The 16,607-nt window shown below is 46.5% G+C and carries 10 protein-coding genes, 4 tRNA genes and 1 pseudogene; 13 read left to right on the top strand and 2 right to left on the bottom strand.

Annotated features, from left to right (window positions below; genetic code table 11):
- Window positions 1-558: 558 nt before the first annotated feature.
- Window positions 559-1,397: pseudogene (locus PAV_RS06330) on the bottom strand (SDR family oxidoreductase).
- A 53-nt stretch (window positions 1,398-1,450) separates the two neighbouring features.
- Entirely contained in the window at window positions 1,451-3,112 is a 1,662-nt protein-coding gene (locus PAV_RS06325) for a thiamine pyrophosphate-binding protein (protein WP_005544435.1), read from the bottom strand.
- Between the two features lie 67 nt (window positions 3,113-3,179).
- Between PAV_RS06325 and PAV_RS34510 the strand changes: the two genes are divergently transcribed.
- The 13 genes from PAV_RS34510 (at window position 3,180) to PAV_RS06260 (ending at window position 16,328) form a co-directional block, all read left to right on the top strand.
- Window positions 3,180-3,377, top strand: a complete 198-nt coding sequence (locus PAV_RS34510) for a hypothetical protein (RefSeq protein WP_040735020.1) — start codon at window positions 3,180-3,182, stop codon at window positions 3,375-3,377.
- Window positions 3,378-3,717: 340 nt separating this feature from the next.
- Window positions 3,718-3,792 (top strand) — tRNA-Gly (locus tag PAV_RS06315).
- An 8-nt stretch (window positions 3,793-3,800) separates the two neighbouring features.
- Window positions 3,801-3,877, top strand: a tRNA-Arg gene (locus PAV_RS06310).
- A 15-nt stretch (window positions 3,878-3,892) separates the two neighbouring features.
- A tRNA-Pro gene (locus PAV_RS06305) sits at window positions 3,893-3,969 on the top strand.
- A 9-nt stretch (window positions 3,970-3,978) separates the two neighbouring features.
- Window positions 3,979-4,052 (top strand) — tRNA-Gly (locus tag PAV_RS06300).
- A gap of 610 nt (window positions 4,053-4,662) precedes the next feature.
- Window positions 4,663-7,452 carry a phosphoenolpyruvate carboxylase gene (gene ppc / locus PAV_RS06295; RefSeq protein ID WP_005544434.1) on the top strand — a complete coding sequence of 930 codons (2,790 nt, stop codon included), beginning with the start codon at window positions 4,663-4,665 and terminating at the stop codon, window positions 7,450-7,452.
- 372 nt (window positions 7,453-7,824) lie between these two features.
- Window positions 7,825-8,391 (top strand): RNA polymerase sigma factor SigW, encoded by a 567-nt coding sequence (gene sigW / locus PAV_RS06290; protein WP_005544433.1) that lies wholly within the window; start codon window positions 7,825-7,827, stop codon window positions 8,389-8,391.
- Window positions 8,392-8,588: 197 nt separating this feature from the next.
- Window positions 8,589-9,206: a zf-HC2 domain-containing protein gene (locus PAV_RS06285; protein ID WP_040735545.1), complete on the top strand. Its 618-nt coding sequence runs from the start codon at window positions 8,589-8,591 to the stop codon at window positions 9,204-9,206.
- A 189-nt stretch (window positions 9,207-9,395) separates the two neighbouring features.
- On the top strand, window positions 9,396-10,220 hold the full coding sequence (cdaA, locus tag PAV_RS06280; protein ID WP_005544429.1) for a diadenylate cyclase CdaA: 825 nt from the start codon (window positions 9,396-9,398) through the stop codon (window positions 10,218-10,220).
- Complete coding sequence (locus PAV_RS06275; protein WP_005544427.1) at window positions 10,213-11,655, top strand: CdaR family protein; 1,443 nt, start codon at window positions 10,213-10,215, stop codon at window positions 11,653-11,655. The genes cdaA and PAV_RS06275 overlap by 8 nt, the downstream gene beginning before the upstream one ends.
- A gap of 140 nt (window positions 11,656-11,795) precedes the next feature.
- Entirely contained in the window at window positions 11,796-13,139 is a 1,344-nt protein-coding gene (glmM, locus tag PAV_RS06270; protein ID WP_005544425.1) for a phosphoglucosamine mutase, read from the top strand.
- Between the two features lie 826 nt (window positions 13,140-13,965).
- Window positions 13,966-15,801, top strand: coding sequence for a glutamine--fructose-6-phosphate transaminase (isomerizing) (gene glmS, locus PAV_RS06265; protein ID WP_005544423.1), 1,836 nt, complete (start codon window positions 13,966-13,968; stop codon window positions 15,799-15,801).
- A gap of 185 nt (window positions 15,802-15,986) precedes the next feature.
- Window positions 15,987-16,328 carry a helix-turn-helix domain-containing protein gene (locus PAV_RS06260; protein WP_005544421.1) on the top strand — a complete coding sequence of 114 codons (342 nt, stop codon included), beginning with the start codon at window positions 15,987-15,989 and terminating at the stop codon, window positions 16,326-16,328.
- Window positions 16,329-16,607 lie beyond the last annotated feature (279 nt).

Raw genomic sequence — 16,607 nt, 5'->3', positions numbered from 1 at the left:
TAACCTCCTTGGAAATGTAAGGTAATGGTATACATTCCCAATATACCATATATAACCATTGAATTGTGTTGTAGAAGAGTCCTATCTGTGACAAAGAATCGAACTATTCGAGGTTTTACTTGTTGGCATTAATTAGGTACAATTTTGAAAATACATTATAATAGGAAGAAACATGATTTAAACTGATGTAATGAGTTGCTAACCATGGTAACGGATTTGTTAACGGACTTATTAACAAACAGGGTAAATCAGAGGAGAATAAAACCCTGTGGATAACCGGCAAACCCTTATGTATCAAGAATTAGGCGAAACGAGTAAAACGCATCCCCTAGACTCTTAGGATCTAGTGCCTTTGGCGTGGGGGTTCAATTCCCTCTACGCGCACCATATCATTAAACCCTTGTCGGACAAGGGTTTTTGCTGTCTATAGGGAGTAAGGAGCATAGTGCAGTTTAAAGAATCCCATGGCTCTTTTCATTTACTTTGCTGTCCCAAATTTAGTTGTTTGACCGTCGCTTGTAGAAATGATAGTCCCTTGTTGCACGAAGCTGGAACTTCTCAGCTGTTCACAATAACGCCACCTGTGGCATGGATGAATTGTCCGGAAATATACGATGAGTCTTCCGATGCCAGAAATACATACGCGGGTGCGATCTCGCAAGGTTGCCCTGCACGTCCCATCGGATTTTTCTCTCCCCACTTCGCGACTTGAGCGGCAGGAAAAGATGCGGGAATAAGAGGCGTCCATATGCTTCCACTCGAATGCCTCTGCTGTGCAACGATTTCGAGAGCGACCGGGTAAAAGCAACGATGGCGCCCTTGGTGGCTGAATAATCGATGAGCTGTTCATTCCCCTCATAGGCAGTAAGAGAGGCGGCATTGATAATGCTGCTGCCCTTTTTCATGTTGGGAAGAGCGGCCTTCGTTAAATAAAATACCGAGAAAAAGTTGGTTCGAAACGTTCTTTCCATCTGTTCGGATGTTATGCTTTCGAAATTGTCCTGAATATGCTGCTCAGCCGCGTTATTCACGAGAATATCCAGCCTGCCGAATTGTGTAACGGTTTGTTCCACGATTTGTTTGCAAAAAGCTTCTTGGCCAAGATCCCCGGCAATACACAGACATTTGCGTCCTTTTTGCTCGACAACCTGTTTGGTTTCTTCAGCATCTGAATGTTCGTTCAGATAGACAATGACGACATCTGCGCCTTCTTTGGCGAAGGCCACGGCTATGGCTCGTCCTTGGCCGCTGTCTCCTCCGGTAATGATGGCCACTTTATTCTTCAGTTTGCCACCCGGTTTGTAGTTCGGGTCGTCATAAATAGGACGCGGGTTCATCACAGACTCAATACCAGGCTGCTTATCTTGGTGCTGAAGTGGATAAGGAGGTTTAGGCATGGATACGGATGCAGGATGTTTTTCGGCTGCCGTTGTCATAAAAACATGCTCCTTTATTTTTGAATTTGAAAATCTGGATGCGTTATTTTTGCTGTCTGGACATCGATCAGGTAAGGTTTGGAGGTTGATTTCGCTTCATCTAAGGCGATGCGAAGCTCATCATTTGTTTCTGCTCGTTTGGCCACCCATCCAGATGCTTCCGCAATTTGGACGAAATTCGGGTTTGAGATGTCCGTCCCAAATGGACGGAGATGTTTCATCATCATTTTGTCGTGTTCCATTTGCAGGGTTCCATTATTGAAAATGATGACCGTTATGGGAAGTCTGTAACGTGCGGCTGTAATCAAATCGGCCTGTACCATTCCTAATCCGCCGTCCCCCGTAACACAAACGACTTGCCTGTTCGGGAATGAACATTTTGCTGCCATTGCGGCCGGCAATCCAAACCCCATCGTTCTCCAACGCTCCGACAACACCAATTGATGGGCTGTTCCCCTGAAGTTTCTTAGAAACCATAAGGTGACATCACCTTCATCCAGCGCAATAATGGCGTCCTTATCAATGTTTTGTTCAACAATGCTGACGATCAGTGCGGGATGAAGGGGTGACGATGAGATGGCACGTTCGAGTTTATTTTGTTCATTCCAGGCTTGTTTACATTGGTTCACGAGTTGCAGCCAATCGGGATTTGGACGATAGTCTGCCATGCCTTCTGTAAGTGCTTGAAGTATCTCTCCGATATTGCCGATGATCCCGACTTGTGATGGAATGACCTTTCCGATAGCTGATATCCGTTCTTCGATATGGATCACTTGCGCATGTTCAGGGACATGATATTCCGGCCACCAGGAAGTACCGATGGCAAGGACGACATCCGATTGTTTGCATAAGTCGCTTGCAAAAGGATTTCCTCCTTCGCCCAAACCGCCGAGCAGGTAAGGGTGAGAATCCGCTATAATTCCCTTTGCTCCATAACTCATGACAATTCCGCATCCCCAGCGATCAGCCAATTTTCGGATCGCATTACAGGCAAGATTTGCTCGATTGCCAACAAGGATTACAGGGCGTTTCGCCTTAAGCATAAGATTCGCCGCTTGTCGGATTTGGCTCTGTCCAGCTAGTAGATTTGCGATTCGAATCGGTTCGCGCGGTTTTGCCCCGCAGGGAAGTGCCCATAGATTGGAAGGTATGGAAAGATGAACGGGAAGTGCCTGTTCCACTGCGGTAAACATGGCCTGTGCTAAGGCATCAATGACTGCATTGGGATGAATGACAATCCGGCTGAACCCGGTAATCGCCTGAACTAGTCCCTGCTGATCGATATACTGCTTATACGTCGTTCCGATCTTGCGGGTAGGCGCTTGACCTGATAGGGCCAATACGGGAACGCGATCTAAGTATGCGTCTCCTAGGCCAGTCATTAAATTGGTCAAGCCTGGTCCCATTTGCGCGGCGCAAACTCCGATTCGACCGGTTAATTTGGCTTCGGCAGACGCCATCATGGCAGCGACAGACTCATGTTTTACGCCAATCCATTCCAAATCATTCTGGCGAGAGAGACCCTCCATTAAGCCAAAAATGGCGTCCCCGATCACCCCGTAAATCCGCTTGACGCCCCACAATTGCAGTTGCTCGATGATCACATCCGCAACCTTTTGAATTTCGGTTCCTTCCTGTGATTGATTTTCTTGGGCAACTTCCGTAAATATACTCATTTTGTCGACAGCTCCTTGCCTTTTTCTTAGTATGGATGTGCAGCCTGTTTACTATGAAGAAGTTTGGATGAATTTTACGGACGCTTCGGTTTATCAATTATCTTTGTTCGATGAGGATAGGGAGAACAAGAGGAAAATCGAAAGTGTAATGGATAGTATCAATGACAAATTCGGAGAAGCATCAATCATTCGAGCAAGCACATTTACTGACCCGGACAGACAAGAGACAGAGCAGCGAAGATTGAAGGCCATTGCAAATGAGTAAGAAACTACAGGGGAAGGGGATTTGGGTAAGCCAGCCGAATGATGCTACCTGAACATAAGGAAACAATCATACAGTACCGACAAGATTATGGACGACGCCCACGACATACAGAGCAAACGCGTGAGGCCGCTACTCGATGGAGAAAAGCAATGGCCGTCTTTAGAATTAATGAATACTTCCCAATTTTCATTAATAATTCCGCCAAAGACCCCACCCCAAGGCTTAGAAACAGTGTTTTTTAAGGTTTTTATAATTTTTTTGAAATAGGGGTTGCATAACTAAATACCTTATGATATATTATTACTTGTCGCTTCTGACATTTCGTTTTACACCACAATTTGCGGACATAGCTCAGTGGTAGAGTATCGCCTTGCCAAGGCGAGGGTCGCGAGTTCGAATCTCGTTGTCCGCTCCATTATATATGCGCCCTTAGCTCAGCTGGATAGAGCGTTTGACTACGAATCAAAAGGTCGGGAGTTCGAATCTCTCAGGGCGCGCCATTTTAAATACAGTATCGGGACGTAGCTCAGCTTGGTAGAGCACCTGGTTTGGGACCAGGGGGTCGCATGTTCAAATCGTGTCGTCCCGACCATCTAAATATGCGGGTGTAGTTCAATGGTAGAACTCCAGCCTTCCAAGCTGGTAGCGTGGGTTCGATTCCCATCACCCGCTCCATTTAAAAAGTAACGCCGAAGGGCGTTTTTTTTTGTATGTATAGATGGGATGAGAAGCCCAGGGTTCGACCGTCCGTAAGACTTCGAGGAAATACTCAAGTTGTACGAGCGTCAACATGAACAATAACCGAATGGATCTGAGAGGCTCCATTTTTTCAGATCAGACATGTTGAATGCCGCGCTGCTACTTCTTGAAATACCGGTTCAGGTCGCGCGTCCGGGAGATAGCGTGAGGTGCCGACAATGGGGAGGCGCGATAGCGACCGGAGTATTTCCATCATTACTCATCATGAAATCAACGCCGAGAGGCGTTTTTTATTTTGATGAAATTCGGTAATGCTTTGCTCAGCTGACGATCATGTATCAATTGTGGGCGGTACACGAAATATAATGAGTAGGATTATTGCTATACATAAACCAAATTGTAAGACGAGGAGAGAGGGGGACGATATCCGAAAACAACAAATTGTAAACCCGAACCAATGTAAGGGGATACAATTCAAACGTGCGATTTTTTCAATGAAAAGTAAAGATTTTCGTCTCAATTTGTAGTATGATGTTAAGAAAGTCTTTATCAGAATGAACTGAATTGCAGAGATAGGGGGAGACGAATGACTGATCTAACGTTAACCGCAAACAAGGTGAATTCTAACAATATGTTGCGGCGGGACGTTCGTTTTCTGGGTAATATACTCGGCGAAGTGCTCGTCCATCAAGGTGGTAATGAATTGCTTAATATCGTGGAGAAGATCCGCGAACTCAGTAAATCATTGCGTGCCGTATTTTTACCCGAGTTGTATGAGGAGTTTAAGCAACTCATCAATACGTTGAACCCCGAAATCCGACATCAAGTGATTCGTGCATTCGCTATCTACTTCCAGTTAGTGAATATTGCAGAACAGAATCATCGGATCCGTCGTAAACGCGATTATGAACGCTCTGCCGGCGAAAGCATTCAACCAGGATCCATTGAAAGTGTGATCATGGAGTTGAAGGAGCGCAAAGTGTCCGAAGAACAATTGCAAGAAATAATTGAAAGCATTTCTTTGGAACTTGTCATAACGGCGCACCCGACTGAGGCGATGCGTCGGGCCATTCTCGATATTCACAAGCGTATTGCAGATGATGTTACGATGTTGGACAATCCAACGTTGACTCATCGTGAGCGCGAACAATTGCGAGATAAGCTGTTGAACGAAGTCATTACACTCTGGCAAACGGACGAGCTGCGTGATCGCAAGCCTACTGTACTCGATGAAGTGCGAAATGGTTTGTTCTATTTCAATGAAACGCTGTTCGATGTATTGCCTGATGTATATCATGAATTGGAGCGCTGCCTGGATAAGTATTATCCATCAGGGGGATGGCATGTGCCAACTTACCTTCGCTTTGGCTCCTGGATTGGTGGCGACCGTGACGGCAACCCTTCTGTTACCCATGATGTAACATGGGAAACGCTGAAAATGCAGCGTACACTTGCAATTCGCAAATACGAAGAACGCTTGAAATCGCTGTTCCGTACGCTAAGCTTCAGCACATCAATTGTATCGGTGTCCGAAGAATTGCTCTCCTCTATTGCTGAGGACAGCCGCAATGTAACATTGACGCATGCGGGGTTCTGGAACAACGAGAAGGAACCGTACCGTATTAAGCTGATCTACATGTTCGAGAAGTTGAATAATATACTGGATGAGTCGACGAAGGGGACAATGCAGCGTTATAATACGCCGCTTGAGTTCTTGGAAGATCTGAAAATAATCGACCGGAGCTTGCGACACCATTTCGCGGATTATGTATCAGACACGTATGTGAAGAAACTGATTCGTCAAGTAGAACTGTTCGGCTTCCACATGGCGACACTCGATATTCGTCAGCATAGCAAAGAGCATGAAAATGCGATGACGGAAATTTTGGCTAATATGAATATCGTGGACAACTACAGCAGTTTGAGTGAAGAAGAGAAGATTGAGCTTCTTAATCAATTGTTGAATGACCCGCGTCCATTGATATCGGAATATATTCAATACAGTGAGTCCACAACTGAAGTACTGAATGTGTATCGTATCGTCTATGATGCACAGAAGGAATTCGGTGAAAAATGTATTACCAGCTATCTGATCAGTATGGCTGAGGCAGCAAGCGACGTTCTTGAGGTAATGCTGCTTGCGAAGGAAGTCGGTTTGTTCCGCAAAGAGAAGGGCAAGGTTCAATGCACCTTGCAGGCTGTTCCGCTCTTTGAAACGGTTGATGACCTTCATGCTGCACCAGCGATCATGAAGACGCTGTTCGATTTGCCGATTTACCGCAGTGCTGTTGAGGCGATGAATGATTTGCAGGAGATCATGCTTGGTTACTCAGACAGCAACAAGGATGGCGGGGCATTTACGGCGAACTGGGAACTTCGCATGGCTCTGAAGGAACTGACTGCGACTGCGAAGAATTACGATGTAAAATTGAAGTTCTTCCATGGACGCGGCGGTGCACTCGGTCGTGGCGGTATGCCATTGAACCGCAGTATTTTGGCTCAGCCTCCTCATACGATTGGTGGCGGAATCAAGATTACGGAGCAGGGTGAAGTGCTGTCTTCCCGTTACTCTGTACAAGGCATTGCATATCGAAGTTTGGAGCAGGCTACTTCTGCGCTCATTCAAGCGGCAATGCTGGCTCGTACTCCGCATACGGATCTGTATGAATCCAAGTGGAAGGATCTGATGGAGAGCATCTCCCAAGCTTCTTTGAAGAAGTATCAGGACTTGATCTTCCGTGATCCGGATTTCATGACATTCTTTAAGGAGTCCACACCACTTCCGGAAATTGGAGAGCTGAACATCGGTTCACGTCCTTCCAAGCGGAAAAATAGCGACCGCTTTGAGGATTTGCGTGCGATTCCGTGGGTATTCGCATGGACACAGAGCCGATACCTGCTCCCTGCATGGTACGCAGCTGGAACAGGACTGCAAAGCTTCTATCAAGGCAAGGAAGAGAATATGGAAACGATGCGCCATATGTATCAACATTATTCTTTCTTCCAATCTATGATCGACAGCTTGCAGATGGCACTTGCGAAAGCGGATCTTGTCATTGCCAAGGAATATGCGGGCATGATTAAGGACGAGACGATTCGCGAGCGTATTTTTACTCAAATAGAGGAAGAATTCAAATTAACCTCTTCATTAATACTGCAAATTACCGGACAAGAGGATATTCTCGACAATGTTCCTGTCATCCAGGAATCGATTCGCTTGCGCAATCCATATGTGGATCCGCTAAGCTATATGCAGGTTGAACTGTTGGAAGAGCTGCGTGCGCTTCGCGAGAACGGTGAGGATGACACGGTATTGCTGCGTGAAGTATTGCTCACCATTAACGGTATTGCAGCTGGACTTCGGAATACAGGTTGATAATGTCGGAATGATCGATTCCGCAGGCTACGTCGATACGTAAACAGCACGAAGTAGCGACGATGCAGTCGAGTCTTGAGCGATCAAGGCTCGACTTTTCCTGTGTTTAAGCATCGGAAAGGGTGCGCTGGCGAGAAAGAGCAGCATTGCTCCTTCACGACACACCCATACCCTAGGGCAGCGGCAAGCAGGGAACAGAACTTCCCGGATGAGCCATTGAGCATTGCTAAAATATTGGTGATGTTCGTGAGCACAGTGAGTTACGTTGCTCCCAAGGTTCGCATTCCTGCTTACGATGTCCGGCATTGTCATTGAGCCCAATGATGGAGAAAGACATCGGCATAACGAGCAGTGAGGATGGAGGGAGACCGCTTGGATACGCTAGAACAACGGCTCGCGAGATTGGCTCGAAAAGGGGATACGCGAGCGTTTGCCGAGATTGTCGATTTATATAAGGATAAAATATTCCATCTTGCCTATCGCATGCTGAGCAATCGGCACGAAGCAGAAGATGTTGTTCAAGATACATTTCTGCGCGTATATCGCAACTTGGATCGATACGATGAAAATCAGAAATTTTCAACTTGGATTTATCGGATCGGAACGAATCTGTGCATTGATCGCTTGCGCAAACGGAAGCCAAATTATTCTCTTGATGCAGAGATGAATGATCAGGAGGGTATCGATGGGTATGCAATGATCCCTAGCGATGATCGCACGCCGGAGACGTACTTGCTGGTAAGTGAGACGCAGAAATTGGTTCATGAGGCAATAGAAAGTCTCCCTGCCAAGTATAAGACCGTGATGGTGCTTCGTTATTTAAAGGATATGTCGCTGCAGGAAATTAGCGATGTGCTGGATATGCCCGTAACCACAATCAAGACAAGGGTGCACCGGGGAAGGGAATTTCTCCGCAAGAAGCTGGAACGTAAAATCTGATAAAAAATAGCAGGCTAAAGAGTGAAACTATTTTGCATTCAGGTCGTATCGTATAACAAGCCGAATGAGCCTTGGCCAAAATGTGTACATTGCTGGAAAGGACTCATCGGCGCATGACGATATGTCACAGACAAGTTCATTCTTTATAGGATGAGCTGCCGTATCTGATTGGAGACTCCATGAAAGGGTTGGCTCAAATGGATTGCAAACAAGCCGTCTCATTAATGCATGATTTACTAGATGACGATTTGACACCGGAATATGCACTCGAATTGAAACAGCATATGCTTGCATGCCCGGATTGCCGCGAACGATTTCGTCAGTTAGAAGAGATGGATCGTCTGCTGTACAGCTTCAATCACCGTGTGCAGCCTGTATCGGATGATTTGACGGCACGGGTCATGAGCGTTATTCCGAAGCCGAAGCAGCAAAGTGCGTTTATGCTGTGGGTCAAACGTCACCCGGCCATTACAGTAGCAGCCGTCTTTGTGTTGGTCATGATGACAAGCGCGCTAAGTATGTGGAATGCGGATAAGCAGCTTATGGTCAAGGGCGCTGACCTGAATGGGGTTGTCGTAGAGAACAATAAGGTCATCGTACCTTCGGATAAAGTAATATCAGGTAACTTAACGATCCATAACGGAGTCGCGGAAGTGTACGGCAAGGTGAAGGGCGATGTTACTGTCATTGACGGTAAGTTGTATCAAGCATCTACGGCAAATATTTCGGGATCGGTTCACCAAATCGACGAAGCTCTAAGCTGGATGTGGTACCAGCTTACGAACTTGTTCGGCACAGGGCCGTCGCTGCCATAAGTCAGCATCCGTATCTGTTGTACCGAGGCTCTCCTGCAGCTATTGCAGGAGGGCTTTTTTGTAAGCATGGATAAGGCTGGAATATAAATTTTGCTTCATGATGACGAAAAGGTTATAGTTATACGTAGAGAGATGCTTCATCTTCTCATCAGGATCTTATCAGGGGAAACGAACGCCGGGGGTACCTGCATGAATTATTTTGCGGACATGTCGTGGAAGGACACGATCAAGAATATCATTGATATTTTAATCGTTAGTTATGTAATTTATAAGCTGCTCGTGCTCATCCGTGGGACGCGTGCTGTCCAACTTCTGAAGGGGATATTTATCCTCGTTGTTACTTGGGCGATTAGTACGTGGTTTGATTTGTATACGCTGAAGTGGCTAATGAATCAGATGTTTACGTTTGGGGTGTTAGCGATCGTGATCATTTTCCAGCCAGAGCTGCGGCGCGCCTTAGAGCAGCTAGGCCGGGGGAAAATGTTCGGCGGACGTGCAGTAGTACAAGAAGATGAAACAGCTCGTGTAATTAGTGAGCTAATTAAGGCGGTTAATTATATGTCGCGCCGGAAGATTGGTGCGCTCATCGTATTTGAGCGTGTAACTGGGCTGAATGAATATACCGAGTCAGGGATTGCCATGGACTCGCGTATCAGTTCCGAGCTGCTCATTAACCTATTCATACCGAATACACCACTGCACGATGGGGCAGTTATTATACAAGGCAGCCAAATTGCAGCGGCAGCTTGTTATTTGCCGTTGTCCGAGAATCCATTTATCAGTAAGGAATTAGGAACAAGACATCGGGCCGCAATTGGGATCAGTGAAGTATGCGATGCAATCTCCGTTGTCGTTTCAGAGGAAACAGGCCAAGTATCGCTCGCGATAAATGGACAAGTTGTGCGTGATATTAAGGAAGAGTCACTCATATCCAAGCTGTTCGATGAATTAAAGCCGAAGGCGAAGAAAGAACTGCGATTGTTCTGGAAACGAAAAGGTGAGCATCATGGATAAGTGGTTAATGAACAATAATACAGCGAAGATTATTGCTTTAGTATTGGGAGTACTGTTATTCGCTGTAGTACATAAGGATGATACGACACCAACTGCTCCACAGCCGCTCATGGAATCACGCTGGATAGATGATGTCCAAGTCCGAATTGTAGGATTGGATACGAAGCAGCAGGTGATTAAGTCCATACGGCCGGATAAGGTGCGGATCCAGGTTCGTGGGAAGCGAACAGCGATTGCATCTGCATTGCCGGAGGATTATAAAGTAACACTGGACTTAACCGGTTATGGGAAAGGAAAGCATGTGATACAGCTCCGTCATGATCTGCCGCAGGGGATCGATTTGCTGTCGATGCAGCCGAGCAGTGCTACGATTGAGCTAGAAGATGTGCAGACGAAGGAATTTGAGGTACAAGTACGTACAGAAGGAACCCCTGCCAATGGATATAAGGCTGGAACTCCAATCGTGCGCCCTTCGAACCGGGTCCATGTGACACTTCCTGCATCCCGTATGGCTGAAGTAAAATCGATAGTAGGTACGGTAAATGTGGATAAGGCGAATGAGTCTGTCATCTCGAAGCGGGTGAAACTGACTGCTTATAATGCAAGAGGCGAGGAAGTTGAAGGAGCTGTTCTGACACCGTCATTCGTGGAGGTCGAAGTGCCAATCACGAAGCCGTTCAAGACAGTGCCGCTGCAGGTGAATTTGACAGGCCAATTGGCAGAAGGACTAGCTGTGTCAGTCTTGTCACCAGATGTAAATCAGGTGACCCTATATGGCCCTCAGGAAGCGCTGGATAAAATCGAATACATTGACAATGTACATGTCGATTTACGCCAATTTGAAGCGCCAGGAACGTATAAATTAAAGGTACAATTGACGCCGCCACCGAACATTGAGAAAATAGAACCGAGTGAGATTGCTGTCGAGCTGCAAATCTCAGGTGTAAAGCAGCGGACGATTTTGAATGTGCCGATTACCCTTACGGGCGACAATGATCGTCTGGAGACGACGATTGCGGAACCGGCTTCCCGCAAGATGGACGTTGTTGTTGTCGGTGCTCCAAATTTGATTGACGCGCTCAAGGTAAGCGATATTCAGTTGATTGCCAACGTGAATGATTTACCGCCTGGTGAGCATACAGTGAACTTGCAGGTGAATTTGCCTCGGTTCGTTCGACGAGTGGATCCAGCTCCATTGACAATCAAGGTTGTGATTAAGGACACGGAAGCTCCTGTAACGACATTGCCTGATCCAAAGCCACCTACATCGATCCCAGAGGATGTAGGCAACGGCTCGTCATCAGGAACCCAGAATGAGACAGGGCATTCAGGTAATCCTTCGACTGGAACACATGATACAAATCCACCTTCCTCAAATGAATCGGAAGGATCACCAGTTGATGCGGTTACTGGCTCCGCAGATCACGCCGGCTAGCGAGCGTAACATCTAAGAATGAATAGCATAATGAAAGTTTAAATTTACGTGATAAAGATGCTGCAAACATGAAATTATCGTTTCAGGCGATAACCGCCAAGATCAATTTGGTGAATAGCAGCATGAAGGAGAAGCGAACGATGGGGAAATATTTTGGTACAGATGGTGTACGCGGTGTAGCAAATCAGGAATTGACTGCGGAGCTTGCTTATAAAATTGGACGCTGCGGAGGATATGTACTGACTAAGCAAGCATCGGGCAAGCCGAAGGTGGTTATCGGCATGGATACGCGAATATCTGGCCGTATGCTTGAGGCTTCCTTGACAGCTGGCTTGCTGTCCATTGGTGCGGATGTCATCCAGCTTGGCGTATTGTCTACGCCTGCTGTAGCGTATTTGACTCGTGTAATGGGGGCAGATGCAGGGGTCATGATTTCTGCATCCCATAACCCTGTTCAGGATAACGGGATTAAGTTCTTTGGCAGCGACGGCTATAAGCTGCTGGATGAGACAGAACTTGAGATTGAACAATTGATGGATGCCGCCGAAGACGAGCTTCCTCGTCCGATCGGCGAAGGTCTCGGTACGGTAGCGGTTGATACAGAAGCGAAATGGCGCTATATCGAGTACCTTGAATCTACAATTGACCAACGCTTCGATGGAATGCGCATTGTGCTTGATTGTGCGCATGGTGCCGCTTACGAGCTGGCGCCGCGCTTGTTCCGTGAACTAGGTGCAGAAGTAATTGCAATTGGAGCGGAGCCTACAGGCCTGAACATTAATGACCATTGCGGTTCGACGCACCCAGAAAAGCTGAAGGAAGAAGTGCTGCGTCATAAGGCGCATTTGGGCTTGGCCTTCGACGGCGATGCAGATCGCTTGATAGCGATCGATGAACATGGTGAGGAAGTAGACGGTGATTTCATCCTGCTCATTTGCGGAGATGCAATGAAGCGGGCTGGACGCTTGAATGGCGATACTATCGTAACGACTGTAATGAGCAACATTGGATTTTTCAAGGGTGCTGAGAAGCATGGCTTGAACACAGCGAAGACTGCAGTCGGTGACCGCTACGTAATGGAGGAAATGCGTCGCAGCGGATATAACTTGGGTGGCGAGCAATCCGGACACGTTATTTTCTTGGATTACAATACGACAGGAGATGGAATGCTGTCTGGCATCCAACTCGTTGCTACTTTGAAAGCGAATGGCCAATCGTTGAGTGAAGCTAAATCCTTAATGCGCAAGTATCCACAAGTGCTTGTGAATGTGCGTGTTGGCGATAAGTCGAAGTACCAGGGGAATGCAGCCATTGAAAAGGTGATTGCGGAAGTTGAGCAGGAGCTTGGCGATAATGGTCGTGTGCTTGTTCGTCCATCCGGGACAGAATCCTTGATTCGTGTTATGGCTGAAGGTCCTGAGGCGGATATTATAGAGGGCTATGTGAATCGTATCGTAGAGGTTGTACAGATAGAACTAGCTTAATAGGACTTGCTGAAAGCCGTTTACTTGACGATGTCAGGTAGATGGCTTTTTTCCTATTTTATGTACAATTGTTGCGAAAACTGTCTAAAGTGAATATAATAAAGAACACGGTTCTGCTAATGCAGAGTGGACGAGGCTAAGCCGATGCCTTGTTGCTCAACCAAGAAGCCGGTGTATGATGCAGGAACAGTGTATGCTGGGAGATGACGGTATCTTCCTTAGTTTTGAAGCTAAGAGTTAGGAAGTTCATTCATATATAGAAAGTGAGGATTGTGAGGTTGGCAATGTAACGGGCAACCGTTCAATAAGCGCCAGCGCTTGCTGCTGAATCGGCCATTGCAGCGAGTGGACGAGGTGGAGGTGTTCGAAATGTTCGGCGGGGACCTCCCGGTGTGTTACCGGCACCGTAATAGCATGTTCGGAATGCAGGAGAGGCGACTTTCCTGACAACGAGTGCTTACGAAGGTATGTGATATAGGGTATAGATACACTTGCAGAGGCAAGGTTTCTATGAGAGTCCTGTATTCAATTTGTCATGAAGCGAATTATTATCGCAATCAAGGATTAAAGTAATTAATAATAACTATGAATCGGGCTGTCTCATGGATGGACAGAGCGCACAGAGTCCAAGCCAGCTATGCGAGCTTGTTGGCTGCTTGGCGATCAGTGATTAGCGGGGCTATTCTATAGACCTGCTTTGTGATCCATGAGTATATTGAATTTATAAAATAATCCAATAATGCTATGCACTCACGCTTATGGGGCATGGACTTCTGTGTGCGACGTCGCCTACTGGAGAGGCCGCGAATAATCGGAGGTCTATATTATGTGTGGTATTGTCGGATATATTGGAGCTAGAAATTCTCAAACGGTGTTGTTGGAAGGACTCAGCAAGCTGGAGTATCGCGGTTATGACTCTGCTGGTATTGCTGTATTCACACCGGAAGGCTTGCAAGTGCGCAAGTCGGAGGGCAGACTTGCTGTGCTCGCTTCTCATTTGGAGGAGGAGCCGCTGCGAGGTACTGTAGGTATTGGTCATACTCGCTGGGCGACGCATGGCAAGCCGTCGAATGAGAATTCACATCCACATACAGATGCATCGATGAAGTTCTCTGTTGTGCATAACGGCATTATCGAGAACTATATGGAGCTGAAGGAAGAGCTAATCGCTTCCGGTGTCACATTCCTTTCTGAGACGGATACAGAGGTCATCTCTCATCTGATTGCTCGAGAGTATGACGGGGATATCGTTAAGGCCGTGCAAAAGGCTACAGCGCGTATGCGCGGTGCTTATGCACTGGCTGTCCTGACAGAATATGAGCCGGATAAGCTGGTTGCTGTTCGCTTCGCAAGCCCACTCGTTATCGGTATTGGGGAAGGCGAGAACTTTATTGGTTCGGATATTCCGGCAATTTTGCAATATACGCGTCGAGTGTATATTTTGAACGACAACGAAATGGCGGTACTGACTAAGGATGCTGTCGAATTGATGACACTAGAGGGGAATTTTATTTCTCGGGAAATGATTGTTGTCGATTGGGACGTGCTTACTGCGGAAAAAGGCGGTTACGACCATTTCATGCTCAAAGAAATCCATGAGCAGCCTAAGGCATATCGCGACACAATGCGCGGTAGAATGAAGGAAGATCGCAGTGGAATCAAGCTTCCTGAACTGAAGCATTTGACTGCGGAGAAATTAAAAGAGATTCGCAATGTGCATATTGTCGCTTGCGGTACTGCCTACCATGCAGGTCTTGTCGGACGGACGCTGATCGAGCAATGTGCAGGTGTTCCTGTAGAGACAGATGTCGCCTCAGAGTATCGTTACCGTTCGCCAATTATTACACCACAGACGCTTGTTATCGTGGTCAGCCAATCTGGCGAAACGGCGGATACACTTGCGGCTCTGCGTGAAGCGAAACGCTGTGGTGCAACTGTTCTGGCGATTACGAACGTCGTAGGCAGCTCGGTTGCCCGTGAGGCAGACGATACTATCGTGACATGGGCAGGGCCTGAGATTGCTGTTGCTTCCACAAAGGCATATACATCGCAGTTAATCGCGTTCATGATATTCAGCTTGTACTGGGCTGAGACTCTTGGCTTGCATGATCAAGCATGGATTAACGAACAGATTGCTGCGATGCAGGCACTGCCGGAGCAGGTGGAGCGTATTTTGGAGCAATCTGACGAGCTGAAGCGGGTGGCAGAAGACATTGCGAAGCATGACAATATGTTCTTTATCGGCCGCGGTCTGGACTTTGCGGTAGCATTGGAAGGATCGCTGAAGCTGAAGGAAATTTCGTACATTCATTCCGAGGCGTATGCAGCGGGTGAGTTGAAGCACGGCACACTTGCCTTGATTGAAGAAGGCATACCTGTCATTGCGTTGGCAACACAGTCTGCTCTTGTTGAGAAGACGGTAAGCAACATCAAGGAAGTGAAGGCGCGCGGCGGTGTCGTTTACGGGATTACCGACGAAGCGAATGCTGCCGCTGTAGAGAAGGCGGTTGACGGCATGTTCGTATTGCCGGCTACGCTGTCTCGCTTGTCTCCTGCCTTGTCTGTAGTGCCATTGCAGCTTGTTGCTTACTATGCAAGCTTGGCACGAGGCAATGATGTAGATAAGCCAAGAAACTTGGCGAAGAGTGTGACGGTGGAATAAGCAAGCTGTTTTGATAAGGGCACTTGTCAAGTGATAAAAAAGTGTGGAACCAGTAAAAAACTGTGGAACCACAATTGAAATGACTAGCGCATCTAGAGGGGAGCCTGAAGAAATTATTTCGGGCTCCCCACTTTTATTAGAGGGAAATAATTTTGCTTGAAATTTGATAAGTGGTGGTGAAATGTATGACCGAAATTGGATATAGAATAAAATGTATTAGAAAAGAGAATAATCTCAACCAATCTCAATTTGCAAAAAACATAGGAATTTCTCAAGGGAATCTGAGTGAAATTGAAATGGGAAATAGCAAGCCTTCAGCGGAAACATTAATATCAATTAGGAATCAATATAATGTTAATCTAAACTGGTTATTAACAGGTGTAGATTCGATAAATGGAACTACATATGAAGACTATAATGAAAAAAAGTTACTTGAGGCTTATAGAACCCTTAATGATTGTGATAAGAATGAAATTATAGAGATAGTACAATTGAAGATAAAATTAAGGTCAAATGTATGTATGTAGTTTGGTATCATGTTAAGTTATTGCAAAACGCAAGGATTCGGAGCGCCGGCAGAGAATGTATACAGATAGTAGGTAATATATCCCAAATCCCCCGCCCCCTGAATGTCAACACGCGTCCCTCGATTGATGGAAAACCATTCCCAGCGTTTCTTCTTTATTCGATCTTTTTAGGCAAAATATTCAAATTTAACTAAAGGTTTACTATACATTCTACGAAACTTTGATATAATTCTACATGGATCATCTTTCCTATTATGATAGAGCATAGAATTATAGGGT

The sequence above is a fragment of the Paenibacillus alvei DSM 29 genome, from assembly GCF_000293805.1.
Classification (GTDB): domain Bacteria; phylum Bacillota; class Bacilli; order Paenibacillales; family Paenibacillaceae; genus Paenibacillus_B; species Paenibacillus_B alvei.
Note: the sequence above shows the minus strand (reverse complement) of the source record. Positions and strands in the feature narration are given on the sequence as shown.

Coding starts and splice junctions, on each gene's coding strand:
- cdaA (WP_005544429.1), top strand. CDS start 9,396: ATGAATTATTTTGCGGACATGTCGTGGAAGGACACGATCAAGAATATC.
- PAV_RS34510 (WP_040735020.1), top strand. CDS start 3,180: ATGAATTTTACGGACGCTTCGGTTTATCAATTATCTTTGTTCGATGAG.
- glmM (WP_005544425.1), top strand. CDS start 11,796: ATGGGGAAATATTTTGGTACAGATGGTGTACGCGGTGTAGCAAATCAG.
- PAV_RS06275 (WP_005544427.1), top strand. CDS start 10,213: ATGGATAAGTGGTTAATGAACAATAATACAGCGAAGATTATTGCTTTA.
- PAV_RS06325 (WP_005544435.1), bottom strand. CDS start 3,112: ATGAGTATATTTACGGAAGTTGCCCAAGAAAATCAATCACAGGAAGGA.
- glmS (WP_005544423.1), top strand. CDS start 13,966: ATGTGTGGTATTGTCGGATATATTGGAGCTAGAAATTCTCAAACGGTG.
- PAV_RS06260 (WP_005544421.1), top strand. CDS start 15,987: ATGACCGAAATTGGATATAGAATAAAATGTATTAGAAAAGAGAATAAT.
- PAV_RS06285 (WP_040735545.1), top strand. CDS start 8,589: ATGGATTGCAAACAAGCCGTCTCATTAATGCATGATTTACTAGATGAC.
- ppc (WP_005544434.1), top strand. CDS start 4,663: ATGACTGATCTAACGTTAACCGCAAACAAGGTGAATTCTAACAATATG.